Annotated in this window: 24 protein-coding genes and 1 riboswitch; of the genes, 19 read left to right on the top strand and 5 right to left on the bottom strand. The window is 44.7% G+C overall.

Features of this window, described 5'->3' with window-relative positions; all coding sequences use genetic code 11:
- Positions 1-37 precede the first annotated feature (37 nt).
- The gene (locus tag D1B31_RS20695) at positions 38-1,804 is read left to right on the top strand and encodes an ABC transporter ATP-binding protein (RefSeq protein WP_118924026.1); all 1,767 of its coding nucleotides are present in this window, start codon (positions 38-40) and stop codon (positions 1,802-1,804) included.
- A 60-nt stretch (positions 1,805-1,864) separates the two neighbouring features.
- Here D1B31_RS20695 and D1B31_RS20690 read toward each other — a convergent pair whose 3' ends face one another.
- Together D1B31_RS20690 and D1B31_RS20685 are read right to left on the bottom strand one after the other, a co-directional pair.
- Positions 1,865-2,953, bottom strand: a complete 1,089-nt coding sequence (locus tag D1B31_RS20690; RefSeq protein WP_118924024.1) for an FUSC family protein — start codon at positions 2,951-2,953, stop codon at positions 1,865-1,867.
- Positions 2,954-3,127: 174 nt separating this feature from the next.
- Positions 3,128-4,423: a glutamate-1-semialdehyde 2,1-aminomutase gene (locus D1B31_RS20685; RefSeq protein ID WP_118924021.1), complete on the bottom strand. Its 1,296-nt coding sequence runs from the start codon at positions 4,421-4,423 to the stop codon at positions 3,128-3,130.
- Between the two features lie 790 nt (positions 4,424-5,213).
- Between D1B31_RS20685 and D1B31_RS20680 the strand changes: the two genes are divergently transcribed.
- The 3 genes from D1B31_RS20680 to D1B31_RS20670 are packed head-to-tail and all read left to right on the top strand — an operon-like array spanning position 5,214 to position 7,822.
- Complete coding sequence (locus tag D1B31_RS20680) at positions 5,214-6,227, top strand: ABC transporter ATP-binding protein (RefSeq protein WP_118924019.1); 1,014 nt, start codon at positions 5,214-5,216, stop codon at positions 6,225-6,227.
- A gap of 15 nt (positions 6,228-6,242) precedes the next feature.
- Positions 6,243-7,034 (top strand): ABC transporter permease, encoded by a 792-nt coding sequence (locus D1B31_RS20675; RefSeq protein ID WP_118924017.1) that lies wholly within the window; start codon positions 6,243-6,245, stop codon positions 7,032-7,034.
- Between the two features lie 2 nt (positions 7,035-7,036).
- Positions 7,037-7,822: an ABC transporter permease gene (locus tag D1B31_RS20670; protein ID WP_118924015.1), complete on the top strand. Its 786-nt coding sequence runs from the start codon at positions 7,037-7,039 to the stop codon at positions 7,820-7,822.
- A gap of 97 nt (positions 7,823-7,919) precedes the next feature.
- Here the strand turns inward: D1B31_RS20670 and D1B31_RS20665 are convergent, their stop codons facing one another.
- Complete coding sequence (locus tag D1B31_RS20665) at positions 7,920-8,645, bottom strand: flagellar motor protein MotB (RefSeq protein ID WP_118924013.1); 726 nt, start codon at positions 8,643-8,645, stop codon at positions 7,920-7,922.
- Complete coding sequence (locus tag D1B31_RS20660) at positions 8,642-9,442, bottom strand: MotA/TolQ/ExbB proton channel family protein (protein ID WP_118924011.1); 801 nt, start codon at positions 9,440-9,442, stop codon at positions 8,642-8,644. Before D1B31_RS20660 ends, D1B31_RS20665 begins: the two co-directional genes overlap by 4 nt.
- A 123-nt stretch (positions 9,443-9,565) precedes the next feature.
- On the opposite strand from D1B31_RS20660, the gene D1B31_RS20655 reads away from it, so the two are divergent.
- The 12 genes from D1B31_RS20655 to fliD all read left to right on the top strand — a co-directional run bounded on the left by D1B31_RS20655 (position 9,566) and on the right by fliD (position 22,787).
- On the top strand, positions 9,566-10,003 hold the full coding sequence (locus tag D1B31_RS20655) for a YaaR family protein (RefSeq protein WP_158587634.1): 438 nt from the start codon (positions 9,566-9,568) through the stop codon (positions 10,001-10,003).
- A gap of 18 nt (positions 10,004-10,021) precedes the next feature.
- Positions 10,022-10,861 carry a flagellar hook-basal body protein gene (locus D1B31_RS20650; protein ID WP_118924006.1) on the top strand — a complete coding sequence of 280 codons (840 nt, stop codon included), beginning with the start codon at positions 10,022-10,024 and terminating at the stop codon, positions 10,859-10,861.
- Between the two features lie 5 nt (positions 10,862-10,866).
- A complete protein-coding gene (locus D1B31_RS20645; RefSeq protein ID WP_118924004.1) occupies positions 10,867-11,646 on the top strand; it encodes a flagellar hook-basal body protein in 780 nt (259 codons plus the stop codon).
- A complete protein-coding gene (locus D1B31_RS24475; RefSeq protein ID WP_158587633.1) occupies positions 11,627-11,773 on the top strand; it encodes a hypothetical protein in 147 nt (48 codons plus the stop codon). The genes D1B31_RS20645 and D1B31_RS24475 overlap by 20 nt, the downstream gene beginning before the upstream one ends.
- A gap of 20 nt (positions 11,774-11,793) precedes the next feature.
- Positions 11,794-12,063 carry a flagellar biosynthesis anti-sigma factor FlgM gene (gene flgM / locus D1B31_RS20640; RefSeq protein WP_118924002.1) on the top strand — a complete coding sequence of 90 codons (270 nt, stop codon included), beginning with the start codon at positions 11,794-11,796 and terminating at the stop codon, positions 12,061-12,063.
- The gene (locus D1B31_RS20635) at positions 12,056-12,523 is read left to right on the top strand and encodes a flagellar protein FlgN (protein ID WP_118924000.1); all 468 of its coding nucleotides are present in this window, start codon (positions 12,056-12,058) and stop codon (positions 12,521-12,523) included. Before flgM ends, D1B31_RS20635 begins: the two co-directional genes overlap by 8 nt.
- 11 nt (positions 12,524-12,534) lie before the next feature.
- The gene (flgK, locus tag D1B31_RS20630; RefSeq protein WP_118923998.1) at positions 12,535-13,959 is read left to right on the top strand and encodes a flagellar hook-associated protein FlgK; all 1,425 of its coding nucleotides are present in this window, start codon (positions 12,535-12,537) and stop codon (positions 13,957-13,959) included.
- Between the two features lie 24 nt (positions 13,960-13,983).
- On the top strand, positions 13,984-14,862 hold the full coding sequence (flgL, locus tag D1B31_RS20625) for a flagellar hook-associated protein FlgL (protein WP_118923996.1): 879 nt from the start codon (positions 13,984-13,986) through the stop codon (positions 14,860-14,862).
- A 116-nt stretch (positions 14,863-14,978) separates the two neighbouring features.
- Positions 14,979-15,476, top strand: a complete 498-nt coding sequence (locus D1B31_RS20620; RefSeq protein WP_158587632.1) for a flagellar brake protein — start codon at positions 14,979-14,981, stop codon at positions 15,474-15,476.
- Between the two features lie 95 nt (positions 15,477-15,571).
- The gene (locus tag D1B31_RS20615) at positions 15,572-16,384 is read left to right on the top strand and encodes a flagellin N-terminal helical domain-containing protein (RefSeq protein WP_118923992.1); all 813 of its coding nucleotides are present in this window, start codon (positions 15,572-15,574) and stop codon (positions 16,382-16,384) included.
- A 139-nt stretch (positions 16,385-16,523) separates the two neighbouring features.
- Positions 16,524-21,107 carry an OmpL47-type beta-barrel domain-containing protein gene (locus tag D1B31_RS20610; protein ID WP_118923990.1) on the top strand — a complete coding sequence of 1,528 codons (4,584 nt, stop codon included), beginning with the start codon at positions 16,524-16,526 and terminating at the stop codon, positions 21,105-21,107.
- A gap of 129 nt (positions 21,108-21,236) precedes the next feature.
- Positions 21,237-22,787, top strand: coding sequence for a flagellar filament capping protein FliD (gene fliD, locus D1B31_RS20605; RefSeq protein WP_118923988.1), 1,551 nt, complete (start codon positions 21,237-21,239; stop codon positions 22,785-22,787).
- Positions 22,788-22,804: 17 nt separating this feature from the next.
- Here fliD and D1B31_RS20600 read toward each other — a convergent pair whose 3' ends face one another.
- Entirely contained in the window at positions 22,805-23,503 is a 699-nt protein-coding gene (locus D1B31_RS20600; RefSeq protein WP_118923986.1) for a glucosaminidase domain-containing protein, read from the bottom strand.
- Between the two features lie 129 nt (positions 23,504-23,632).
- Here D1B31_RS20600 and D1B31_RS20595 point away from each other — a divergent pair, with 129 nt between their 5' ends.
- From D1B31_RS20595 to flgF, 3 genes are read left to right on the top strand one after another with little or no spacing between them, the layout of a single operon-like run.
- On the top strand, positions 23,633-24,859 hold the full coding sequence (locus D1B31_RS20595) for a flagellar hook-length control protein FliK (RefSeq protein ID WP_118923984.1): 1,227 nt from the start codon (positions 23,633-23,635) through the stop codon (positions 24,857-24,859).
- A gap of 12 nt (positions 24,860-24,871) precedes the next feature.
- Positions 24,872-25,288: a flagellar hook capping FlgD N-terminal domain-containing protein gene (locus tag D1B31_RS20590; protein ID WP_118923982.1), complete on the top strand. Its 417-nt coding sequence runs from the start codon at positions 24,872-24,874 to the stop codon at positions 25,286-25,288.
- Positions 25,289-25,300: 12 nt separating this feature from the next.
- The gene (gene flgF / locus D1B31_RS20585) at positions 25,301-26,101 is read left to right on the top strand and encodes a flagellar basal-body rod protein FlgF (RefSeq protein WP_118923980.1); all 801 of its coding nucleotides are present in this window, start codon (positions 25,301-25,303) and stop codon (positions 26,099-26,101) included.
- A 183-nt stretch (positions 26,102-26,284) separates the two neighbouring features.
- A riboswitch (cyclic di-GMP riboswitch) is annotated at positions 26,285-26,372 on the top strand.
- Positions 26,373-26,457 lie beyond the last annotated feature (85 nt).

Here is a 26,457-nt window from a genome sequence, read left to right as displayed (position 1 = left end):
CGATCAACAGGTTTTTGTTTGAAAGGAGGAAGCAGAGTTGGACAGCATACGGAGATACCTCCATTTTGTAAAACCGTACAAATGGCAAATTGTCGGGACCATTTTTATTGGAATCCTTAAGTTTGCCATTCCTCTCATCATTCCCATCCTTATAAAGTACGTGGTGGATGATATTGTTGGAAACCCCGATCTTGCAAAAGCAGATAAGCTGGACAAGCTTTTTTGGATCATGGGCATCATGATGGTCATATTTGTCATCTTAAGGCCGCCGATCGAGTATTACCGGCAATATTTTGCCCAGTGGACTTCAAGCAAAATCCTGTATGATATCAGGGATAATCTATATAACCACATGCAGAAGTTAAGCTTCAAATATTATTCGAATACGAAAGCGGGCGAGGTTATCTCGAGAGTCATTAACGATGTCGAGCAGACGAAGGCATTCGTCATTTCTGGCCTTATGAATTTGTGGCTTGATGTCGCGACAATCTTGATTGCCATCGCTGTTATGTTCACAATGAACGTGAAGTTGACGCTCGTGTCGCTTGTTCTGTTCCCCCTCTATGCTTTTTCCGTCAAATACTTTTTTGGTAATCTGAGAACCCTGACGAGGAACCGCTCACAGGCGCTCGCGGAAGTCCAAAGTTACCTTCATGAACGGGTCCAGGGTATGGCTGTGATCAAAAGCTTTGCCATTGAGGAGCATGAACAGAAACAGTTTGACCGCACAAACAGAAATTTTTTGCAAAAAGCACTCGAGCATACGAGCTGGAACGCGAAAGCATTCGCGGTCGTCAATACGATTACTGATATTGCGCCGTTGATCGTCATCGGATATTCCGGTTATCTTGTGATAGAAAATCAGCTAACACTTGGAACGATGATCGCTTTCATTGCCTATATCGACAGGCTTTATAATCCGCTCCGCAGGCTCGTCAACTCATCGACGACGATTACCCAATCGTTCGCCTCGATGGACAGGGTGTTTGAGTTCGCTGACGAGAAGTATGATATTGTCGATGAGCCGAATGCAATGGACCTAAAAACCGTCAACGGGAAAATTGAGTTTAAAAATGTGAGTTTCGCTTACGAGGATGAAGAGGAACTAGTTTTAAAGAATATTAATCTGGAAGCGAATAAAGGAGAAACGATTGCGCTGGTCGGTATGAGCGGCGGAGGAAAGTCCTCGCTCGTCAGCCTGATTCCACGGTTTTACGATGTGAAGGAAGGGCAGATCCTTCTTGACGGCGTCGATATCCGCAACTTCAAGGTACAGATGCTGAGGGATAAAATTGGCGTTGTGTTCCAGGATAACATTTTGTTCAGCGATTCGGTCAGGTCAAATATTTTGCTCGGAAAGCCGGGGGCTTCCAATGAGGAAGTGGAAGCGGTGGCGCTGGCTGCCAATGCCCAAGAATTCATCGCCAACTTGCCGGAAGGGTATGAAACAAAGGTGGGCGAAAGGGGAGTCAAGCTTTCCGGCGGGCAAAAACAGCGAGTTGCCATTGCAAGGGTTTTCCTAAAAAATCCGCCCATTCTTATCCTCGATGAAGCAACGTCAGCACTCGACCTTGAGAGTGAGCATCAAATCCAGGAAGCGCTCGAGAAGCTGGCAAAAGACAGGACAACCTTCATCGTCGCCCACCGGCTGTCAACGATTACCCATGCCGATAAAATTGTCCTGATTGAGCACGGCAGGATCGTCGAAACAGGTACGCACGATGAATTGATGGAAAAACAGGGCAGCTATTATAAACTTTTCCAGGTCCAGCAGTTGGAACAGAAAACTGAAACAGATTCATAAGCTTACTAGAGGCCAAACTAAAAAATGCTTAGGGTTTTATGCCCTAAGCATTTTTCTGTATTAATCCTCTGTCTGTTCCTCGATTTGGACTTCATTATCTTCCTGATGATAGGAGAGGAAGCTTGTCACGAGCATTTCCAGATGTTCCACATACTCGCCGTAGGCAAGAATGGAAGAAAAAATTTGCATTGTATGGTAAAGGTGGTTGTCGTCCTCACCCTCATCTTCGTACTCATTTTGCCTTGAAATGAATAGATGGATGATTTCCTTTTTATCCAGGCATGGGACCGGGTGTTCAAGCGCGGATTCCGGCCGGACCTTTCCAATATATTTCAGCATTGTTTGTTCATGCTGGGTAATCAGGCAGTCAAGCTGCTCCTGAATGGCCGTCTGATATGTTTCGGGAAGGAGCCGATATTCATTCTCGTAACGATGGAGCCGGATAAGCGTTTCAAGTGCCCTGCGCGCCGTGGAAATCATCTGCCGGTAGATGACGAGTTTCCTTGCTTTTACAGCTTCGTCACGCTTAAAGTATCGCCTTTCCTCTCTGTACATCGTATAAAGCAAATCCATCTTCACTTTCGTATCATGAAGCCTTTCAATTTCGTTTTTCAGCAGGTTATGGTCGGATGCATTCCGGCTCGTCAGCCTGATCCAGCGGATAATATCATCGGTTGCGCCCGAAATTCTATAATAGAGCTTATTTTCATAGCGCGGCGGCAGGAAAACAAGATTGACGACGAAAGCTGAAAAGACCCCAAGCATAATCGTGCCGAACCGAATCGCGGCGAATTCAAGAAACTGGTCCCCCGGCGACTCCATAATTGAAACAAGTGTCACAAGAGAGAGGCCGATCGTATTTTCAAGCTTGAACCTGAGGTTCAGGGTGATGACAATAATCGCCGCGAGCCCAATGACGACAATATGGTTCCCGAGGAGCAGGACGAAGACAATGGCCGTCAATGCGCCAATCAGGTTTCCCTGCACCTGGTCGCGAATGGACTGGTACGACCTGTAAATCGTCGGCTGTATGGCAAAAATGGCCGCAATTCCGGCCATGACCGGCGAAGGGGCATGTAATAGATTACTTATGAATAGGGCTAGTACGATTGCAATGCCCGTTTTTACTATGCGCGCACCTAGCTTCATCGTTAAAATCCTTTCAAAATGAATCTCATTACGACAAGTATAGCCGAAAATGAAAAACTGTCCAGTATACTTTCAGCAAGGTTTACTTCCAATACTTAACAATATCCTTAAATCAATTTCTAAATCATTTTTGCAAAATATAAACCAGGACGACTCCGCCCTGGTTTATTAATGTTAGTCATTCATTAATTGATAAAACGCTTGATCGACTGCGTGGAGTGTTGCTTCAATGTCTTCTTCGCTGTGGGCAATCGTGAGGAACCACGCCTCATATTTGGAGGGAGCGAGATTGATGCCTTGGTGAAGCATTAGCTTAAAGAATCTGGCGAACATCTCACCGTCTGTATTTTCGGCTTGGTCGTAGTTGACTACCTTTTCTTTTGTAAAGTAAATCGTCAACGCACCTTTCAGCCGGTTAATTGTAATTGGAACGCCATGTAGTTCCGCGGCTTCAAGAATGCCGTTCTCCAGCATTTCGCCAAGCCGGTCAAGGTAGTCGTAAACGCCCTCTTGTTTCAGGACTTCAAGACAGGCAATCCCGGAAAGCATGGATGCCGGGTTGCCGGCCATCGTACCAGCCTGGTATGCAGGACCGAGCGGGGCAACCTTTTCCATGATTTCCTGTTTGCCGCCGTAAGCGCCAATCGGCAGCCCGCCGCCGATAATTTTGCCAAGCGCTGTTAAATCAGGCGTAATGCCAAGCATATCTTGGGCTCCACCGTACATAAAGCGAAAAGCCGTGATGACTTCATCAAAAATCAATAATGCGCCTGCCTCGTGGGTAAGCTCCTTTACTTGTTCAAGGAATCCCGGTTTCGGTTCAACGATGCCAAAATTGCCGACAATCGGCTCAATCATAACCGCTGCAACCTGGTCGCCCCACTTTTCGAGCGCTTCCTTTAACGGATCTACTTCATTGAATGGAACCGTAATGACTTCCTGGGCGATGCTTTTAGGTACCCCGGCTGAATCCGGTGTCCCAAGTGTTGAAGGACCGGAACCTGCTGCGACGAGCACGAGGTCGGAGTGGCCGTGGTAGCAGCCGGCGAACTTGATGATTTTGTCGCGGCCTGTATAAGCGCGGGCCACACGGATCGTCGTCATTACCGCCTCTGTGCCGGAGTTGACAAAGCGGACTTTGTCCATCCCAGGCATGGCTTCCTTCAGCATTTTTGCCAGAGTAATTTCGTGCGGGGTAGGCGTTCCGTACAGGACACCGGTTTCCGCCGCTTTTGTAATCGCCTTAGTGATATGAGGGTGCGCATGACCAGTAATGATTGGCCCGTAGGCAGCCAAATAATCGATATATTGATTTCCGTCGACATCCCAGAAATAGGCGCCGGCCGCTCGCTCCATTACAACTGGCGAGCCGCCGCCGACAGCTTTGTAGGAACGCGAAGGGCTGTTCACCCCGCCAACAATATGCTCCAGTGCTTCGCTATGTAATTTTTCGGAATTAGAAAAATTCATGGTAAAACCTCCTTAAATAAGTCCTTCCTAATAATAGCATGGTTTTCGGGTATATGTCGGCTTGCGGCACGACTTCCCGTCGGCAAAATTTAACCGTTTACCGGCCAATCGTTCGGACTCTTAGAGCCCTAATATTGGAAAGTGTCTTAATACAGAGGTGATTCGGACACTCGTAGCTCTAAAAACTTGTTAAGAGTCCGAATACAGGGTTGATTCGGACTCATGTAGCTTTAAAAACTTGTTCGGAGTCCGAATACAGTGTTGATTCGGACACTTGGAGCTTTAAAAACTTGTTCGGAGTCCGAATACAGTGTTGATTCGGACACTTGGAGCTCTAAAAACTCGTTCAGAGTCCGAATAAAGGGTTGATTCGGACACTCGGAGCTCTAAAAACTTGTTCGGAGTCCAATACAGTGTTGATTCGGACACTTGGAGCTCTAAAAACTTGTTCGGAGTCCGAATACAGTGATGATTCGGACACTCGGAGCTCTAAAAACTTGTTCGGAGTCCGAATACAGTGATGATTCGGACACTCGGAGCTCTAAAAACTCGTTAAGAGTCCGAATGAAGAGGTGATTCGGACACTCGTAGCTCTAAAAACTCGTTAAGAGTCCGAATACAGGGTTGATTCGGACACTCGGAGCTTTAAAAACTTGTTAAGAGTCCGAATACAGAAGTGACTCAGCTCTTAATCAGGCCCCTCAACGTAATACAAATGCAAGGTAGTTGTTTTACAAAAGGGGATTGGCTAAACTGTTTGGATAGAGTGCAGCTTTTTGGAGGACTGAAAATGGATTATACAAATGCGATTGAAGTAAGCGGCCTGCGCAAGGAATTCAAGTCTTACTCGAGCCGTTCAGGGCTATCGGGGGCCTTTCGGGACTTGTTTACAAGGAATTACAAAACGCTTCGTGCCGTTAATGATATTAATTTTACAGTTAAACAAGGTGAAATGGTTGGTTATATTGGCGAAAACGGTGCCGGAAAATCAACGACAATCAAGATGCTGACCGGAATTTTGACACCGACTTCCGGACAAATTGTAGTAAATGGAATGAATCCCCATAAACAGCGTGAGCGCTTTGTCCAGACGATTGGCGTTGTTTTTGGGCAGAGGTCCCAGCTTTGGTGGGATATCGCCGTCCAGGAGTCATTCCGTCTTTTGAAAAAGGTTTATAAGGTTTCAGACGCGGATTACAATTCGCATATGGACCACGTCATCCGGACGCTGGACATCGGCCCGCTTCTTGACAAGCCGGTACGGAAGCTGTCGCTTGGCCAGCGAATGCGCTGCGAGCTTGCCGCGGCACTCATCCACAATCCGCCGCTGCTATTTTTGGATGAGCCGACGATCGGGCTCGATGTACTCGTTAAATTAAGGATTCGGGAATTCCTAAAAGAAATTAATGAAAAGTACAACACGACCATCCTGCTGACAACGCATGATCTGTCCGATATCGAAGCGCTGTGTGAACGGGTTATCATGCTGGATGAGGGAAATATCATTTACGATGGTTCGCTGAATCATTTAAAGGAAAAATGGGGCGAGGGCAAGGAACTTCAGTTTGAATTGATGGAAAAAGCGGAACTTGCCACCCTCCAGCAGTTGACCAAGGGAATGCCGGTGAAATGGGAGATGGATGAAAAAGGGCAAATCTTCACCGCTCAGATGGAAGATATCGACGAAGTCATTTCCCAGGTAATTTCCAAGGTCGTCTCTGCTTTCAAAATAAGAGACATTAAAATCAATGAAATTTCAACTGAAGAAATTATCCGTAATATATATGAACGAGGTACGGCGTGATAGAGGAGGAGCCAGATGGAAAAGTATCTTGAAATGATCCGGATCCGGTTTCTGATGATGCTTGCTTACCGGACGAATTACTATACTGGAATACTAATATACAGCATTAATATTGGCGCCTATTACTTTCTCTGGAACGCCATATACAGCGGCAAGGATAGCATCCAAGGCATGGACGTCGGGCAGATGACGACCTATGTCGCGATTGCGTGGATGGCGAGGGCTTTTTATTTCAACAACCTTGACAGAGAAATGGCGATGGAAATTATGGAAGGAAAAGTCGCTGTCGAACTGATCCGGCCATACAGCTATCTCGGTATGAAAGTGATGCAAGGGCTTGGCGAAGGAATCTTCCGGCTGTTTTTCTTTTCGCTGCCAGGCATGGTTCTTGTTGCCTTTGTCTTTCCAATCCGGCTGTTTTACGACCCGGCAGTGTGGGGGCTTTTTGCGATATCAATCTTCTTCAGCTTTCTGATCAATACCCAAATAAATCTGCTGACAGGGATTACAACGTTCTTTTTATATAATAATACAGGGCTGATTCGCGCAAAGAGGGTCGTCATTGACCTGTTTTCAGGCCTTCTTTTGCCGATGAGTTTTTTCCCTGGCTGGGCACAGGACATTATGAAATTCCTGCCGTTTCAGGGGATCAGCTATTTTCCAAGCATGATTGTGACAAAGGGATTCACAACCAGCCAGGCGCTTGAAGCAATTGCCCAGCAGGCAGGTTGGGTCTTGCTTCTGCTTATCCCGATTTATTTCTTCTGGCAGCTCGCAAAAAAACAACTCGTTATTCAGGGGGGCTGACCGTGTTTTACGCTTCGATGTTTTTTCAATATGCCGGACAGTATATGAAAACGAGGCTTCAATACAGGGCGGACCTTGTAGTTGAATTGTTTTCTGATTTGCTGTCGCAGGCAGTCAATTTTATATTTATTTTGGTCGTTTTCGGCCACACATCTTTGTTGAATGGCTGGAGCAGGGATGAAATTATTTTTATCTACGGCTTTTTCCTTGTTCCTTATGCCTTGTTTTCGGCGTTCTTCAATATATGGGACTTTAACGAACGTTATATCGTCAAAGGGGAGCTTGACCGAATTCTGACAAGGCCGATCCATAGTTTGTTTCAAATCATCCTAGAACGCCTGGAGCTGGAAGGCTTGTTTGGAGCGATAACGGGAATCGCGATCATGGTTTATGCCGGGTCGAGGCTTGGAATTGAATTATCCTGGGCCGACCCGCTTCTCTTCCTTTTATTTGTGGCCGGCGGGGCGCTCATATACGGAGGCGTGTTCGTCATGCTTGCCTGTATCAGTTTCTGGGCGGATGCGAAAACCTCGATCATGCCGATGATGTACAATATCGGCAACTATGGCCGTTACCCGGTTGATATTTACAACAAAGTGATTCGTTTTGTGCTTACCTGGATTTTGCCGTTTGCCTTTGTCGGCGTGTATCCGGCTGCATGGTTTCTTAGGAAAGAAGAATGGTACGTCTATGCGTTTCTCACGCCGGTGATGGGCATCTTGTTTTTCGTCCTTTCTGTTTTTCTTTGGAATGAGGGAGTGAAAAAGTACAGGGGCGCGGGGAATTAAATTCAAGGATTTTTGGGTAAAAAGAAGCCTGCTGATTTCATAGAATCGGCAGGCGTTTTTGTTATGTTTATATAATTTTAAACAGGTGGCAGCTTTGTTAATTTTGCCGTAAAATGACAATCGTTACCCGGCGGTTTGCCTGGCGGTTTACGTCAGAATTGTTCGGGACGAGTGGGTGGTATTCTCCATAACCGGAAAATTGCAGCCGCTTCGGTTCGATGTTCTTTGACTCAAAATAGTAAAGGACGCTTGCTGCCCTCGCAGCTGAAAGTTCCCAGTTCGTCCTGAAAACCGTATTGGTGGCGGGAACATTATCGGTATGTCCTTCAATACTTACAGGATTCGGGACAGTCTTGATCAAACCGACAATCCCATCCAACGTCTTAAAAGATCTCTCTTTTAACTCGGCTCTGCCCGAATCGAACAGAATGAGATCCTTCAGGGAAACTTCGACGCCCTTTTTCGATTCTTGGAGTGACACCACTGCCTCCAATTTATTATCTCTGATATAATTTTCCAGCTTTACTCTTAAGCCGTCCAACTCGGAATCGTTTTGCTTTTTATCCTGCTTTTCTTCCTCGGAATTTTCAGCTGGAAGCTGGGGGCTAAGGCCTGCATTATTATCCGGAATCTTCGTTCCTGTCAGTTCCGACTTGAACGATTCCATGATGGACTGGTATTTGGCGGCATCAATTGTACTTGCCGCATATAAGACAATGAATAACGCTAGCAAAAGGGTGAGCAAGTCGGCGTATGGAATGAGCCATGTTTCATCGATATGCCCTTCATCGTGATTTTCAAACTTTCTTCTGCGCTTCCTCATGCCGACATTTCCTCAAGCATAGCGGCCTTATCAATGGTTTCATAAGCTTCACGCTCTGACATAGGGAGATGGACAGTCAGTTTTTTCTCAAGCGCCCCTGGCAAAATTCCCCCGTAAATCGCGAGCAGCCCTTCGATAATCAGGAGTTTTGACTCTTGTTCTCGCTTTGAAATCCTCTTAAGCTTGTTCGCAAGCGGGTGCCAGAGTACATACCCGGAGAATATCCCAAGCAATGTGGCAATAAACGCGGCAGCAATGGAATGGCCAATTTTTTCGATTTCCGATAAGGACCCGAGGGCGGCAATCAGTCCGACTACTGCACCAAGGACACCAAGCGTCGGAGCGTATGTGCCGGCCTGAGTGAAAATAAGCGCGCCAGCCTGGTGCCGCATTTGGATTTGTTCAACTTCTTCGAATAGCACATCTTCGATAAATTCAGCCTCGTAACCATCGATAATCATTTCAAGTCCTTTTTTGAAAAAAGGATCATCGGTGGATTCGGCTATTCCCTCCAGTGCTAGGAAGCCATCTTTCTTGGCAACCTCCGCGCAGGCTATCAATCTGGCAATCTGGCGTGGCTGGGGGAGAAGCTTCGGTTCGAAAAGAGCGATTTTCAGCAACTTCGGGAATTTTTTCATTTCCCGGAATGGGAAAGCGACAAAAAGTGCCGCGGCCGTTCCGCCGAAAATAACTAAATAAGCTGCCGGATTGTTAAGGGAAGCCATTGGGGCGCCCTTTAAAATCATCCCAAATCCGATTGCGAGCAATGCCAATATAATTCCAAAAATACTAGACATGAAATTCTCCTTTGGTTTATCTTTAGTTTAGCTTGATAATTGACATTGTAAATGACCAACCAAAATTCGACAATTGAATTTTTGAAAAATAATATTGCCGCCATCGGGAAAAGGAGGGCCAAATTGAGGATACAGCAACACCAAAGAATTGACCAGGAACGATTTGTTCAGGTTCGGGAACGTGGGAAAGATCAGGCCGTCTTTCAGCAGATTTTCCATGAAAAGCAAACCGGCCTCACCCAGGAGCGCCTTCAATCGCTGCTAAAGCAGCTCGACCAAAGTGGAGTCCGCCTCAGTGTGTCGAGGACGATGCGGGACTTAATGGAGTATAAGCAGACCATCCGGGATTTTTTGCAAGAAATTGTCCAAAATGGCTATTCGCTTGAGCAGCACAACTCTTTTCAGCAAAATGGACGGGATAAAAAGCTGATTTTGATCAAGCAGGTTGATACAAAACTTCTTGAACTATCTGATCGGGTTTTCGACAATCAGACAAGCTCGGTTGACATTCTTGATAAACTTGGTGAAATTAAAGGACTGCTAGTAAACTTGTACATGTAGTCGGGAGGAGAGAATAAAATGCTAAGAGGAATTGATTCCGCGGCATCGGGAATGATTGCGCTGCAGCGGAAACAGGATGCATTGACCAATAATCTGGCCAATGCGGAAACCGCTGGATTCAAGCAGGATTCAAGCCCGCTCAGGTCTTTTCCGGAAATGCTGCTCGAACAAATCCGCGGAAACCAGCAGGGGGCAAGGGCAAGGCTGGGAACGATCTCAATGGGGGTCTACAACCAGGAAATCCTGCCATTATTTATACAAGGCAGCCTAAAAGAAACGAATATGCCCTTTGATGTTGCACTCATGGATGAGGGACTCGTGCCAACGGTAATTGATGGCCGTCCTGTTAAACCTGCTGCATTTTTCGCTGTTCATACAAGAGAAGGTGAGTTTCAGTTAACAAGAAATGGGCAGTTTGCGGTTAATGAAAATGGCGAACTTGTCACGTCGACGGGAGATTTTGTTTTGGGTAAAAATGGAAACCGCATTGTCGGTCTCGATCCTGAACTGAAGGATATTTCAATTACCGCTGATGGTGAAATCATCCTAAACCCGGATAATCCGCAAAGCAGAGCGGCGGTCGGATCTATTGGTTTCGTGATTGTGCAAAATCCGTCACAACTCGTCAAGAGGGACAATGGACAATTCACGCTTGAAGGGGCTGGCCCGGCGATGATTGCCGATCAATTGCCAGCAGGATTGCTGATCCGGCACAAAATGATTGAGCAATCGAATGTCGACATGGGCCAGACAATTACCGAAATGATGGCGAACATCCGGCTTTACGAAGCGAATCAGAAAGTGCTTCAAACCTATGATAAATCGCTAGAGCAATTAAATTCGATTGGAAGGGTATAAAGACTATGAGCTCATCTTTATTTATTGCTTCAACGGGGATCAAGGCGTATCAGGGGAAGCTCGATACGATCGCTAACAATATTGCCAATGTGGAAACAGCGGGATATAAACGGCGTGAAGCCGCGTTTTCTGAAAATCTTGCCGCATCCATCGATAACCAGCCTAAGAGAGAAATGGAAATCGGCCGGCTTTCTCCTGCTGGAATTCGCGTAAGTTACGGCTCCAGAGTGGCAGCAACACCAATGGATCTGACCCAGGGCGCACCAAAGCAAACCGAACAGCCTTTTGACCTGATGATTGAAGGCCAAGGATATTTTCAAGTACGCCGATCAACTGGCACGGATACGGAAATTCTGTTTACAAGAAGCGGAGCATTTCAGAAAAGCCCAATTGGAACCGGCCGTTATCAGCTGGTGAATGCCCAAGGGGATGTTCTTCTAGGCAGAAATGGAACCCCTGTATTGTTGGATGAGGGAACCACTTTCAATGTAGCGGCGGACGGAACAATTACGGGTACGAACCAGCAAATCGGCCTGGTGGGCTTTACGAATCCGCAATTGCTGAAAAATGAAGGCGGGGTATACAGTCTCGTCGGCGGGAACACGTTTTTGCAAGCCGGCGATTCATACGAGATTAAGCAAGGCTATCTCGAAGGCTCAAATGTCAGTCTGAACGAGGAAATGACCGACATGATTAAGGCGCAGAGAGGATTCCAGGCCAATTCCCGGGCGCTCAGTTATGCTGACCAGATGATGGGAATAGCGAATGGAATTATCAGATCGTAACGGAAAACAGGCGGCGTTCGCCACCAGAAATGGTGCACGCCGTTTTATTATTGTGTTTTTTTGCAAAAAAGCCCTTTTCCCTCTAGACACCGAAAGTATTTTGGCCGATACATTAAGTGAGGAATAAGTTTGAAAGGAGCGGACGCAATGAAAATCAATCCAGTTAACCGAATCGATGCTGCCTATCAGGCTTATCGGAAAAATAACCAGACCAGCCGTCCGGACGAACCGAAGCAGGACAAGGTCGATACAGTGGAACTATCAAACGAAGCACAAATTCAACTTCAAAAAGATAAAGAATTGAAAATCCAGCAACTGAAAAGCCAAATAGAAAATGGCACATACAAAGTCGACAGCGAAAAGATTGCCGACAAATTGATTTCGTTGTGGAAATCCGGGGCCAAGCTGGATGAATAGGCTCCTGGAAGTATTGCAGCTATTGGCGGACCTGCACAAACAATTATTGGAGATTGCGAAGAAGAAGCAAGAAATTTTAATTTCAGGTGATATCAATCTCCTTCTCCCTCTGATTTCCGAGGAATCAAAGCTCCTGAAAAAAATCAAACAGGCTGAGGAAGAGCGGACGAGGGCCATCGGGGAAGATGTAAACCAGTCGTTTACGAGGCTGATTGAACAGCAGCCCGAGGGCGACCTGAAAGAAAAAATGAAATCAATTCTTGGGATTCTTCAACAGCGCTTTGAGGAGATAGGCCGGGTCAATCACCTGAACCAGCAGCTCCTCGAGCAATCGTTGACATATACACAATACATGATTAATCAAATCCTGCCAGCTTCTGAAGGCTCCGGCCTTTACAGCGCAGGGGCAAACCCGAAGGAAATGAATGAATCCGTTCGGCTGTTTGACGCAAAAGCATAGGGGAGAAGGACATGTATTCTACCTTTCATGGTTTGGAAATAGGGAAAAGGGCGATTCTTTCACAGCAAACAGCCCTCAGTGTAACAGGATATAATATTGCGAATGCAAATACAAAAGGATATACGAGACAGGAAGCTGTATTAAATGCGACACTTCCCCTCTCTTCGCCAGGTATGCAGAATGGGACAACACCCATGCAGAAGGGGACAGGAGTCGAGGTTTCCGAGTTCCGGAGAATCAGGGAAGGCTATCTGGATAAGCAATTTCACTCTCATAGCCAGGAAGCAGGTTATTGGGAGGCCAGGTCGACGAGCCTTTCAGAGCTCGAAAGTGTTTTTGACGGACTGTCAGAAACAGGAGTGAGCGCATCGATCCAAAAGTTTTGGCAGAGCCTTCAGGAACTTGCCAAAAAACCGGATAATCTGTCACTGCGCGCGGTGGCTGTAGCGTCCGGAAAAGATGTTGCTGATCAATTGAACAAAATTCACGCTGATATTGCGCAAATTGAAACAAGCATGTCTTACCAGTTGACAGCCAAGGCAAATGAAATTACTGTCACAGCCAATGAAATTGCTGCTCTAAACTTGAAAATTGCCCAAGTGACAGCCGGAGGAAACCAGGCGAATGACCTCATGGACCGCCGTGACCTGCTGCTCGATCAACTTTCAAGTCTAGTGAAGATTGAACCTTCACCAGGGAAAAATGGCCAGATGCATGTCACAATTGACGGAGTTCAATTGGTGAACGGCAAGGATTCAGCCGGATTTACGATTGACCCAGTGACCGGTGAAGCGAAAGTTGGCGATTCAACGATCAGCCTGACCGGCGGAGCACTAAAAGGCCTGCTCGATACACGAAATGAAACCATACCTGACTTGAGGGCGAAAATTGATGCAATGGCGACTGCGATTGCTGAAAGCATGAACGGAATACATAGTGCCGAAAATGCGAGGAGCCTTGAGTATTTTGAAATGAATACCCCGCCGGAAAAATTGCTCTTTTTCGTGGATAAAGATGATCCTAACCAGCCGCCGGCAAGCGCCGACCGGATGGTCATAAACCCGAAGTTGATGAATTTTCCGGCAAAACTTGCAGCTGCCGCATCTGATAGCATTGGGGACGGTACCAATGTGCTGGCAATGAGTGAAGCACTGCTTGGAAAAATGAATATTAACGGGACGAATGCTTCCCCGGCGGAATTTTTCAATTTGCTTGCCGGGCAGCTTGGAACAGAGCTTCGTACAGCGTTGGATTGGAGCGGGAATGCGGACGCGCTGCTTCAGCAAACCGATAATCAAAGACAATCGATATCCGGCGTTTCAACGGACGAGGAATTGACGAACATGGTTAAATACCAGCAGGCATATAACGCTGCAGCCCGTTATGTATCTGCCGTCAATGAACTGCTGAATACACTAATCAACGGAATGAAGTAATGTTTTGCGGGAAGGAGGCTGGCGATGAGGGTAACCAATCAGATGATCAGCCAACAATTTATGAGAAATCTTAACAAGAATTACCGTGCGGTTGAAACGCTCCAGGGACAAATATCGTCAGGTAAACTTTATGACAAAATTTCATCCAATCCAGGTTCCGCATTAAAAAGCATGAGTCATAAAACGGAGTTAATGCAGCTTGAACAATACCGGAAAAATGCCAATGACGGAATTGACTGGAGCCTGGCAATGGATGACGCACTGGATGATGTAACGGGAGTCCTTCAGCGTGTAAGAGAACTTACCGTTCAGGCAGGTAATGACACTTTTAGCCCTGTTGACAGAAAAAATATTGCGATAGAAGTCCGCTCGCTTCTTGAGCAGGCAGGCTCTATCGCAAATACAACTTTTGGCGGCGGCTACCTGTTTTCAGGAAAAGATAGTCACATTCAGCCTTATCAGGACGGCAGTCTTCAACCTGTCAGCGGGGAAGGAATGAAATGGGCAGTCGGCAAAGGAATGGCGATTCAGGTGCAAGTGAGTGCAGCATCAGTCTTCGGCCATTCAGTCGCTGGCAAAAATGTGTTTGAGACGCTTGAAGCGCTTTCTTCAGCTTTGGAAAACGGAGAAAACCCTGACGGTTTTTTGCCGGATATAGACAAGCAAATGGATCATGTTCTTGGTCAACGGGCGATGATCGGGACGAACCAAAATCTTTTTGAGCAGGCATCGAACAGATTGGATCAGGCTCACTTTTTGACAGAGAAAATGCTTGCCCAATTGGAAGGGACCGATATCGCAAAAGCTTTTACTGAATTAACTTTACAGGAAACGGCCATCAAAGCCTCGCTGTCCGCCGGAGCAAAAATCATGCAGCAAAGCCTTGCCGATTTCTTGCGCTAATAGTTAAGCTTGGGCTGTCCTAACGGTTTTATAGCTTCATAATCCCCATCTTGCTTAAAGCAGTGATGGGGATATCTTATTTTAAGAGACAATCGCACTGGGGGAGTGTGAAGGGCATGGCGAATACACAAATAATCATACTGGCCGCTTTAATTATTTTTATCAGTTGTTCAGCCATTTATTTTTATTCAAAAGAACAGAAAAAAGCCAAACAATCTAAAACGAAAAAGACAGAGAAAAAAGACAAGAGCAGAGAGCATTACCGTGTCCACGTCAGCATTGATGAATCGTTGATGGAAGTTAAAAAGATGGGTGCAGTGAACGTTGATGAAATCATTAAAGTGAAGGTGCTGGATGTAAGCACAGGAGGAGCTGGAGTTCTTTGCGATGAAGATTTTCCTTTAAAGGAAATGGTCTTCGTCCGAATTCATTTTTATTTAAACGAAGAGCTGTTTTCATTTAACGGCAGAATCGTCCGCAAAATTGAAAACCCGGAAAGGAAAAAAGTGATTTACGGCGTCCAGTTTTTAAATTTGTCACCAAGCGACGAAACAAAGCTCATTAAAGAAATAACAGCCATTCAGAATGAACGGAGAAAAATCGCGATAAAATAATTTTTTTACGAGTAACCCTCTACAATTTTAAAAACCATGTCGATACATAAAAGTACAGAGGGAAAATATTTCCTCAATAAAAGGAGGGTACATAAATGATTATCAACAATAACATTGGAGCTCTAAACACTCACCGCCAACTAACTCTTAACAGCGCGAACCAGGCGAAGAGCATGGAAAAGCTTTCTTCCGGTCTTCGTATCAACCGTGGTGCGGATGACGCAGCAGGTCTTTCAATCTCTGAAAAAATGCGCGCGCAAATTCGTGGGTTGGATCAAGCTCAAAGAAATGCACAAGATGGTATTTCTCTTATCCAAACTGCTGATGGAGCATTGAATGAATCTCATGCTGTTCTACAGCGCATGAGGGAACTTCTTGTTCAAGGTGGAAGTGATACATTAGACACTAATGATCTTGAAGCGATTGATGCAGAACTGACTGAACTTAATTCCCAATTGGATGATATAGCAAACCGAACAGATTTTAACGGTACAAAATTGTTGAATGGTGATTTTGCAGGTAAAACATTGCAGATTGGTGCAAATGCAACGGAAATAATGACAATTGATATCGCACAAAAGTTCTTGGCAGCAGATCTTGGGGTTGATGGAGTTAAGGCTGGAAGTACTACTTTTGATGCTGACATTGCATTGATCGATACAGCAATTGCTACAGTCTCTACAACACGCGCTACCCTTGGTGCTCAGCAAAACCGACTTGAATTCACATCTAATAACTTGGCTTCTACTTCCAATAACTTAGGAGCCGCTGAATCCCGTATCCGTGACGTTGACATGGCGAAGGAAGTTGTTGAAAACAGCAAGAACGGCATCCTTGCTCAAGCTGCTCAAGCAATGCTTGCTCAGGCTAACCAACAGCCACAAAGCGTACTTCAGTTGCTTCGTTAATCATAAAATTTTAAATGGCCATTGGGTTTCCAATGGCCGTTTTTTATACGCTTTATTACATAAAAATGGAATATTTTTAGTAACAAAGATTCATAACCTAACTAATTTCATGTGTTTACAGGAAAGGAAGTCCAAGTTTATGGGCAAAAAAAGGTCAAAAATATCAGCACTCCTATTATCACTAATTTTACTTTTCCAACTAGTTACCCCATTTGGAAAGGCCACTGCTTTTGCAAATACGAGTATGCTTCCGCCAAGCAACCTGGCGTATCAATCAATTACCCCTGACGACGGAAGATTGACATGGAACACAGTTTTCGGAGCGACAGGCTACAAAGTCTATGAAATAAAGGACGGGCAGATTGTACCTCTAGGAACAACAACTTCAACAAGCTACAGCTTGAACAACCTAGCCGAAGGTTCTTATCGTTATGTCGTTTCAACGCTAACCAGTGAAGGCGAGTCGGGTCCTTCCGCACCGGTAAGTATGGAGATTGTGTACCCGAATATGATAGCGCCGGATAATGTAACTTCAGCGATTCGGAATGGCAACGATATTACAATCAGTTGGGGCGCCTCCCAATATGCGACAAGCTATCATGTTTACCAAATTGCTGAAGATGGTGAGAAGACGCTGTTAACAACAACGTCGTCAAGAACGTATACGCTGGCAAAAGCTAAAGAAGGCTCGTATGTTTTTGCTGTTTCAGCATTCCATACCTTATATGGGGAGTCGCCAGCATCTACCCAGATAAATGTTGAACTAGGTTACCCGGAGATGGTTCCGCCTGCGAATCTTTCATTCTCCATTTCGAATGGGACTGACGTAACACTAAAATGGCAGGCTTCATCATTCGCGGTAAATTACAGAATTTATGAAGTTCTAGACGGACAAAAACAAATGGTGAATACCATTACCGGTACTTCCGTTACACTAAAAAATGTTTCCCCTGGTGAGCATAGCTATCTTGTGCATTCCTATAGCGACCGTTTCGGGGAATCAGCAGAAGGCAGCAAGGTAAAGTTTTCGACCAGCGAAATTGTTATGCTGGCGCCAGAAAATGTATCGTATAAAATTCAAAACTTAAACGATGCTTCCATCAGTTGGACATCGGCAGCCTTTGCAACAGCCTATAAAGTTTATCAAATCATTGATAGTGAAAGAGTTTTAAAAAGCACAGTGTCCGGAACATCCGTTGCTTTCACAAAGCTTGCGGCCGGCAGCTATCAGTATGAAGTGTATTCTTTTAGTGACAGATACGGAGAGTCGGAGAACGGGACACCTGTATCATTCACAATTGATGCGGTAGAAATTCAGCCTCCGTCAGAATTTACCTATAAAGTCCAAAACGGCAATGATATCGTACTGAATTGGACAATATCTCCCAATGCCGAAAATTACAACGTATATAAGATTGTCGATGGCAAAAGGACACTCTTGAGCAACTTAACCGGGACGACAACAACCTTGTCGAACCAGCCCGCGGGGGGATATGTTATACAAGTAACGGCAAACAGCAGCCGATTCGGTGAATCCGTTGAAGGAACAACCATTTCATTTGCATTGGATCAAGTTATTCTCAATAAGCCGCAAGACGTGGCTCATGAAGTCCGTAATGTAAATGATGTATATTTCACCTGGGCTTCGGTAGAGTTTGCCACGAACTACAGAATCTATCAAATTATCGATGGGCAAAAAGTGTTAAAATCAACTATTTCGGGTACTTCTGCGACACTTTCAAACCTGCCTGAAGGAAAGCTCGATTACAGGATTTATGCGTACAGTTCCCGTTTCGGGGAATCAGGTGAAGGGGCGTCCGCCACTGTTTCGATCGATTACCCTGAGATAGCGGCTCCAAAGAATCCGGTTCACACAATGACAAGCCCAACTTCTTTTACTTTAAGTTGGGATCTAGTCGAATATGCAATGAGCTATAAAGTCTACCAAATATCAAATGGGCAAAAAGTGCTGAAAAGTACTGTGGCCGGTAAAACTGTTTCTTACAGCAATATGGTTCCAGGACAATACAGCTATGAAGTTTATTCCTACTCGACAAGATTTGGAGAATCCAAGACCGGCACTTCTTTTGAAGTGACTGTTGATGCGCAGGCATTACCGGCGCCTGAGAATATATCGTTTTCCGTAAGAAACGGAAATGACTTGACTCTCCAATGGTCTTCTGTCCAATATGCAACCGGCTATAAAATTTACAAAGTTGCTGAAGGGGAAGAGACCTTAGTTCGAACCATTTCCGGGACATCCACCAGCTTTGCGAACATGCCTGAAGGGGATTTTACCTACCTCGTCAGTGCATTTTCCACCTTGCTCGGTGATTCACCGTATCGTGCAGAAGTGAAAGGGATGATTATTTATCCAGTAATGGATAAGCCATTGAATGCAACAGCATCGATCATAAACGGTAACGATATTACGCTAAAGTGGAATGCCGCAACCTATGCGAATTCGTATAGAATTTACCAAGTGGACAACGGTGATAAGTCTTTAATCAGGACCGTAACAGGTACGTCTGCCACACTTGCCAACCTGCCTGGGGGAGCGTATTCCTATATCATCCACTCATACAGCGACCGGTTCGGCGAGTCACCGGAAGGAAGCCAAGTTGAAATGAAGGTGATTTTCCCTGTCATGCAGGCGCCGGCGAATTTCACTCAAACGATTTCAAATGGAAATGATATTGTATTACGTTGGAATACCTCAGTCTATGCGAAGGAATATAATGTTTACCAAATAGTAAGTGGTGAGAAGGTTTTAATGCGGACGGTGACGGGAACCTCCACCACCTTCACAAATATGCCTGAGGGTGATTATCAGTATGTTGTCCATTCAGTCAGTGACCGATTTGGCGAATCACCGGAGGGCAGTTCCATAGAGTTTAACCTGACTTGGCCTGTTGTCCAGGCTCCGAAGCTGAATGGAACGGTGTTCGATGCGAATAACATCACCCTTTCTTGGCCGGCTGTTACGTGGGCAAATGAATACAGAGTCTATAAGGTAAAGGGCAATGACAAGGAGCTCATTTATAAAGGGCCTGCGTTAACTTATAAGGTTTATAACCTGACAGAGGAAACCCATTCATTTGAAGTGACGGCCTATAGCACCCGTTTTGGAGAATCACTTCCTTCAAACCGCTTCGAAAGAACAATTGTATACCCTGTCATGGAAGCACCTGCGGCATCACTGAAGCTAATCAGTGAAACTAGCGCCCGAATAACCTGGGATTTTGTCACTTATGCGAACGGCTATAATATTTACGAAATCATTGACGGAGAATCAGTTCTTGTTGCCGGCAAAATCAATAATCTTTCCTATACACTAGAAAACCTGACCTATGCGAATCATGAATACGTTGTCACTTCGTACAGCAATTCATTCGGGGAATCAAAGCCTTCAGAAATTTTGCTGGCAAAACTAATCGTTGACACAACGGCGCCAGAAACCACTTTTAATGGTCCCGAGGGCTGGTCAACGGAAAGTGTCATTGTGACTTTGCAGGCAACCGATAATGAAACGGGAGTAAAACATACTTACTACTCCTTGAATGATGGTCCGGTTAAAGAAGGTACACACATCTTAGTGACAATGGAAGGTTTCAATAAAATTACCTATTACTCAGTCGACAACGTCGGTAATACGGAACAGTTTAAGACCGTATTTGTAAAAATTGATAAAACGGCACCGGAAACAGGGATAAATACTATCCCGGACTATTCACAAAGGGTAACAATTGAGTTGTCCGGAATGGACGAACTGAGTAAAATCAACCAAACGTATTATTCCATAAACGGTTCTGAATTCATGCCTGGAACGTCCTTTACCGTAGTAGAAGAGGGAATGAACATCGTCTCGTATTTCTCGGTGGATCATGCTGGGAATAGGGAAGAAGTTAAAACTGTCGAAGTTAAAATTGACAAGACCGCCCCGGAGACAACGGCAATCCTTCCTTCTGGCTGGGTTAATGAGGACGTCAATGTGGCATTCTCCGCAACGGATGCCTACAGTAAAGATGTTAAGACCTATTATTCCATCGATGGTTCCGACTTTGTTGAGGCCAATTCTATTAAAATCAGCAAAGAAGGAATTACGAAAATCTCTTATTATTCTGTTGATGGAATTGGAAATACCGAACAAATAAAAACCGCTGAAGTCAAGATTGATAAGTCCGCTCCAGAAGCAGTGATTCCTGTTGAAACTGCATACGAACTTGGGACTGTTTTGACATTGGATTATCTCGCTTTTGATGGAATATCCGAGATTGCAGCAGAAGAAATGATTGTAAACGGAAAGATGTATTCCAAGGGAGACCAGCTGGCTCTTAATCAACCTGGAGCATACACGATCCAGCTTTCAGTAACTGATGCCGCAGGATGGACCACTGCCCTGGAAAAGACTTTTTCAGTTTATATTCCGGTTTCCGTTGAAGTCCTTCCAAAAGTGGTGACAGGGAATAAAGGTATTTTTACAGTGAAAGTTGATTTGCCGAAAGAATTCCAGGCTTATTCGTTTGATGTCCTTTCCGTCAGTTTAAACGGTGTTTTGGCTAAAACCGATAATAATGGATTGAAAAAACAAGCCGAAAAAGGCCACTTTAAATTTGAACGGGAAGACTTCAAATGGGAAAAGGGAGAAGTTAAAGTAGAATTGCAAGGTTATTTGGACAATAAGTATTTAGTCGTTGGCAAAACAACAATAAAAGTAAAATAAATGAACAGTCCCGGAAATCATTCTGGGGCTTTTTTGTCAAAAAATAAATTTAATTTCCTTTTCCCTCTCTCCTTTTCAAAACAATCTGCCGATACTACTATTTAAAAGACTTAGTGGAGGTGGATAAGTATGTATACATCTTCTGTTACGAGAATTACCGGACTTGCTTCAGGCCTTGATACGGAATCTGTTGTGAAAAAGTTAATGGATGTGGAAAGAATTCCGCTTAACCAGCTGAAGCAAAAGCAGCAGAAGCAGACTTGGCTGCTCGACACATACCGGCAGCTTAACACAGATATTTTAGCTTTCCGAAACACAACTTTGTTCAATATGAAACTTTCAGGGACATACAATACTTCGAATGTAACATCAAGCCTGTCCAATTCCATTTCCGGAAATACGACGGGCAGTGCCATTCAGGGAACTTACTCGGTTGCCGTTAAGCAACTAGCTGGTTCGGCATCCTTCACTGGCAATAATGTTCAGCTAGATAAAACGAAAACGCTTGGCGAGCAGGGAAAGCTTTCGCAGGATACGACGTTTTCCATTCAAGTAACCGATCCTGCCGATCCAAACAAAGTAAAAATAGCGTCAATCCAAATAGCCGCAACAGATAAAATAAGTGACGTTATTTCCAAGATTAATAGCGCGGTGGATGGGACAACACAGAAAAGCCTGGGACTTCAAGCTTTCTATGATGCTACGCTGCAGCAATTCACGATTAGAACCAAGGCGACCGGTGAAGCGGCAAAAATTGACCTAAGCGGCAATACCAGCCAGGAAAGCCTGGATTTATTAAATAACCTTGGTATTGACACTTCTAACCCGGTAGCGACAGGGAAAAACACTCATATTGTTTTTGACGGTAAAGACATTACGAATCTTTCAACGAATAATACAACCATAATGGGCATCAACTTCAGTTTTAAAAGCACAACAGGCGTGGATTCCAGCGGAAATCCAGTGGCAAGTACTGTTACCGTGACACGTGACATTGACGCAGAAGTTAATAACATCAAAGATTTGGTTGAAAAATATAATTCTATAATAGACCGACTAAACAAGCTGGTTACTGAACAGGTTTACCGCGATTACCAGCCGCTGCTTGAAGAGCAAAAAGCGGATATGTCGGAAAAGCAAATTGAAAAATGGGAAGAAAAAGCGAAAGGTGGTCTGTTGCGGAATGACAGCATCCTCACAGGGGTCCTAAATAAGATGCGGGGGATTATGAACTCTGTCGTAAGTACCGGAAGTTCCTATAACTCGCTTAGCTCAATCGGGATTGGTTCGAAAAGTTATCAGGATCGAGGCAAGCTGTATGTTGATGAAGCGAAGCTGCATGAGGCCATCCAAAATGACCCGGACGCAGTCCAGAAAATCTTTTCCCAAATCGGTGCTACAGACTCGGGGACAAATGGGCTTGTCAATCAGCTTTCCGATGAAATGCAGACAGCCATCACCCAATTAACGAAAAAAGCCGGACTCACTGGGAATGCCGAGCTTGACCAAAGCAACATTGGCCGGCTTCTGGCAAGGATCCAAAATGATATCAATCGGCAAACGGACAGGCTGTTCCGGAAAGAGGATCAATATTATAAACAATTCACCGAAATGGAAAAGGCAGTGGCAAAATTCAGTTCCCAAAGCTCATGGCTATATCAGCAATCCGGAGGTTTCTAAACAAAAAAGGGCCGGTCCTATGCAAGGCCGGTTCCCTCCGTCAGGCTGGCAAACTGGCGATTAACGCCAGTTACCCAATGATTATTCAAATTGGTTGGATCATTCCCCGCACCAATGGGGGCGTACTTGGCCCCGATTTGGGAGATTGTCAGTTTTCCTTCATCCAAATAATTTTTGCGAAGGTTCCTTGCCATATCGAAGATGCTGTCCCGGACGGAAGAATAGGTTTTTAATCCACTCTTACCCATCATGCCAGCGACATTGAATTTGTAACGGGCGGCATTGGAGCTTCCATTTCCGGTTTCATGAATCGATATTGCGGCAAGCAAAGCCGGATTGATGGAATATTGTTTACCAGCTTCAACGAAATGCTCGCCAGTTCCTTGAAGGGCGCCTTTCAAGTACCGGTTCAGAGAACTCGCATCAATGCCTCCGCTCGTTAATCCAGTACTTATGCCAGCCGCTTCAGAAAGAGGAGGCAGGGATATATTTGAAAGTTTTACCGTTCCCAAGTTGGCTAAAGTGGGATGTTCAAGAGCGGGGTGATTCACAAATCGGTTATTATTTTCTGCCTGCAGGAGTGCTTGTTCCAGGAGTAGCTGAAAGGAACTGCCGGAAAAGCCAAGTGGGCCAAGGCTTCTGTTTTGACTCAAAAAGGCAGTGTCCATAAGCGTTTTGTATAAAAGCCAGTTGCTAGATAAAGGCCCAACATTCATAATATTCACTCCTTATGTAATCTGCTCTTATTTTATCTTGTTTTTTTGCAAAAGCAACAGCTGTTTATAAATTATCATAAGGCTCGGAATTCAATCAAACTACTAATTTCAAATAAAAGGTGGAGAACTATGATACAGCTTTCAATGTTGGAGCATGTTCATAAAGGTGCACCAGGTAAAACACAGGATATCGAGAAAAGCAACAACTCTTCCTTCGAGTCCATCATGCAGCTCTTGAATGTTCAGGAAGATGGGGAAGAAAAAGAGCAAGACCAAGACCAACTAACTAGCTCATTTGACATGTTACAACAGCCTTTAGCAATCAATCATTTACAGCCAGAAATAGTAACGACGGAAGGAAAGGGTGTTTTCAACCAGAAAATTCCTGAAAACGGGCTACTTACAATTTTGCAAAAAGGCGCGCCTCCTAACACAGAATTGGACAAACTGCCTGATTTGGATTTTTTGAGAGAAATCAATTCCAGTCAAGTGAAACCAAAAAATATAAACCAAGACGAGATTTTAGCTTTAAGGAATAAACTTAACGCTCTATTAGTTGAAAACGGACAAAAGACTGAAGGACAAAACTCGTTTACTGCTGAAGTTCGAAGAAATGAAATGATTATGGAAGTTAACATTGCGAAAAAAGGATTGTCAAATGCTGAAGTCCCGACTCAAAGCATAGCGGGATCTGCGGTGGAAGTTGAACTAGCAGGAAAAAGTGAAAATCAGTTCACAGGCCGAATTCAATCAGATGAATTGGCAGTCGAACAAAAACCAATGAAAGTCGAGGCCGAGTTGGGAGAGGTTAACCCCAAAATAGGTGAACAGGTTATGCATCATGACAAAGGCACTACCATCCGAGCGGACCATTTTGAAAGAGACATAAAACATTTTATTCAAACAACAATCCACAGCCAGGCAGCAGCAGGACACAAGGCTGCTTCAAAGCCGGTAATCAATGTGCAAAACCTTGTTAACGGTACAGAGGCTGTCATCAAGCTTTCCCCTGAGCATTTAGGCAATGTGGAAGTAAAATTACATATCCATGAAGGACATGTAAAAGCTGAATTCCTGGCCAGTACTACCCACGGAAAAGAACTGCTTGAAACTCAGCTCAATACACTGCGGGCCGCACTGGAAAGCCAGGGTTTGCAGGTTGGCAAAATTGAAATTTCCCAGCAGCAGAACTCAAGTTTCTTGGGGGGCTTTTCGCAAAAGGGAGACACGCCCGGGCGGCAAAGCCAGCAGGAATCGCGGAAACGCGGTGAAGACCGGTTAATCAAAAGTGATGGCCAGCAACCAAAGTATATGTCAGGCGACGAGTGGGTTTCGCAAATTAATACGACCGCCTAAGGAGGGAAAAGCTTGACTACCATTCAATCTATTCAATCTAATCCAAATGCCTCAAAAAGCATCGAACCAAAACAGGAGCTCGGCAAAGAAGCATTCCTGAAAATTTTAGTCACCCAATTGCAGCATCAGGATCCGACACAGCCGCAAAATGACGGTGAATTCATCGGGCAAATGGCGCAGCTAAGCGTTCTTGAACAGTTATCCAACTTGAACAAGTCGTTGACGGCTTATCTGGAATCGAGCAATAACATCAGCCAGCATTCTTATGCGATTGGCAATAAGGTAACCTGGATCAATCCGGAAACAAATGCACAAGAAAGCGGGATTGTTTCGGGAGTTCACTATAAAAATAATCTGGTATATTACAAAGTCGGGGAATATGAACTTTTGCCAAGTGAAATCACTTCCATGGAAATGGACAAAAAATAGGAGGAAACAATTATGCTTCGTTCATTAAACTCAGGAGTTTCAGGCCTTAAAGCATTTCAAACGAAATTGGATGTAATCGGAAATAATATCGCTAACGTAAATACAGCTGGATTTAAAAAGAGCCGGACAGTTTTTGAAGATATATTCAGCCAGACAGTAAAAGATGCTTCTGCTCCTTCAGGAACTGCCCCTAATAACGTAGGCGGAACAAATCCAATCCAGGTGGGCCTTGGCACAAGGGTCGGCAGTATTGATACGGTATTTACCCCGGGCAGCCCAACAACAACCAACATAGGAACAGATTTGTATATTGATGGCGATGGGTTTTTCCAGGTGCGAAACTCCTCGGGACAAGTATTATTGACAAGAGCGGGAAATTTCAGGGTAGATGAGAATAGGCAGCTAGTTAATCAAAATGGCATGCCGGTGCTGGATAGCAGGGGGAATGATATTACAATCCCAACCGGCTACATTTCCTTTTCAATCAGCCAGGATGGAACAATTGTAGGGGTCGATTCTAATGGTGATACAGTAACCGCGACTCCTCCTGTTCAAATTAGCGTAGTCGCTGTCGACAATCCTGCCGGCTTGAAAAAAATGGGCGGCTCCCTTTACTCGCTGACAGCTAATTCACAACTGTCGGCTGCTCCAAGCACTGCCCAAATCATCGCCGGTACACTTGAAATGTCGAATGTCGATTTGTCCGAAGAAATGACCGACATGATTACCGCCCAGCGCGGATTCCAGGCAAATGCAAAAATTATTACCGTATCAGACTCTGTTTTAGAAGAACTTGTAAACTTAAAACGTTAATAAAAAATGGGGAAAAGGATGGATATCAAAAATGGTATCCATCCTTTTTCGGGATTTTTTCTGCTATTTATGACGAATATTACATATAATTCGACTCATTTCTCTGTTTTATGTCCGTTTTTACAAAAATTACGTTGAAATAAATTTCCCGTAATGATATATTTCTCTTGAATTGGAAAAAAAACTCGATAAAGGCAAACTTGGGGAAATCCAGGGACGCAAAGCTATAGGGGCTAAATTGTGAATAACAATAAGCCAGCCAGTTGCCGAAATAAGTGTTAGTCCTTAAAAAGGGCAAGACTTTTCTTCGGAATGGTCTTGTCCTTTTTAATTTTTTGAAAAAATGGGAATAAAGG

This window comes from Neobacillus notoginsengisoli, from assembly GCF_003515685.1.
GTDB lineage: Bacteria > Bacillota > Bacilli > Bacillales > Cytobacillaceae > Bacillus_D > Bacillus_D notoginsengisoli.
This window is presented reverse-complemented; position numbering and strand designations above follow the sequence as displayed.

Excerpts from the sequence above, each read along its gene's own strand:
- D1B31_RS20690 (WP_118924024.1), bottom strand. The coding sequence starts at position 2,953 with ATGAAGCTAGGTGCGCGCATAGTAAAAACGGGCATTGCAATCGTACTA.
- D1B31_RS20685 (WP_118924021.1), bottom strand. The coding sequence starts at position 4,423 with ATGAATTTTTCTAATTCCGAAAAATTACATAGCGAAGCACTGGAGCAT.
- D1B31_RS20680 (WP_118924019.1), top strand. The coding sequence starts at position 5,214 with ATGGATTATACAAATGCGATTGAAGTAAGCGGCCTGCGCAAGGAATTC.
- D1B31_RS20675 (WP_118924017.1), top strand. The coding sequence starts at position 6,243 with ATGGAAAAGTATCTTGAAATGATCCGGATCCGGTTTCTGATGATGCTT.
- D1B31_RS20665 (WP_118924013.1), bottom strand. The coding sequence starts at position 8,645 with ATGAGGAAGCGCAGAAGAAAGTTTGAAAATCACGATGAAGGGCATATC.
- D1B31_RS20660 (WP_118924011.1), bottom strand. The coding sequence starts at position 9,442 with ATGTCTAGTATTTTTGGAATTATATTGGCATTGCTCGCAATCGGATTT.
- D1B31_RS20650 (WP_118924006.1), top strand. The coding sequence starts at position 10,022 with ATGCTAAGAGGAATTGATTCCGCGGCATCGGGAATGATTGCGCTGCAG.
- D1B31_RS20645 (WP_118924004.1), top strand. The coding sequence starts at position 10,867 with ATGAGCTCATCTTTATTTATTGCTTCAACGGGGATCAAGGCGTATCAG.
- D1B31_RS24475 (WP_158587633.1), top strand. The coding sequence starts at position 11,627 with ATGGAATTATCAGATCGTAACGGAAAACAGGCGGCGTTCGCCACCAGA.
- flgM (WP_118924002.1), top strand. The coding sequence starts at position 11,794 with ATGAAAATCAATCCAGTTAACCGAATCGATGCTGCCTATCAGGCTTAT.
- D1B31_RS20635 (WP_118924000.1), top strand. The coding sequence starts at position 12,056 with ATGAATAGGCTCCTGGAAGTATTGCAGCTATTGGCGGACCTGCACAAA.
- flgK (WP_118923998.1), top strand. The coding sequence starts at position 12,535 with ATGTATTCTACCTTTCATGGTTTGGAAATAGGGAAAAGGGCGATTCTT.
- flgL (WP_118923996.1), top strand. The coding sequence starts at position 13,984 with ATGAGGGTAACCAATCAGATGATCAGCCAACAATTTATGAGAAATCTT.
- D1B31_RS20620 (WP_158587632.1), top strand. The coding sequence starts at position 14,979 with ATGGCGAATACACAAATAATCATACTGGCCGCTTTAATTATTTTTATC.
- D1B31_RS20615 (WP_118923992.1), top strand. The coding sequence starts at position 15,572 with ATGATTATCAACAATAACATTGGAGCTCTAAACACTCACCGCCAACTA.
- D1B31_RS20610 (WP_118923990.1), top strand. The coding sequence starts at position 16,524 with ATGGGCAAAAAAAGGTCAAAAATATCAGCACTCCTATTATCACTAATT.
- fliD (WP_118923988.1), top strand. The coding sequence starts at position 21,237 with ATGTATACATCTTCTGTTACGAGAATTACCGGACTTGCTTCAGGCCTT.
- D1B31_RS20600 (WP_118923986.1), bottom strand. The coding sequence starts at position 23,503 with ATGAATGTTGGGCCTTTATCTAGCAACTGGCTTTTATACAAAACGCTT.
- D1B31_RS20595 (WP_118923984.1), top strand. The coding sequence starts at position 23,633 with ATGATACAGCTTTCAATGTTGGAGCATGTTCATAAAGGTGCACCAGGT.
- flgF (WP_118923980.1), top strand. The coding sequence starts at position 25,301 with ATGCTTCGTTCATTAAACTCAGGAGTTTCAGGCCTTAAAGCATTTCAA.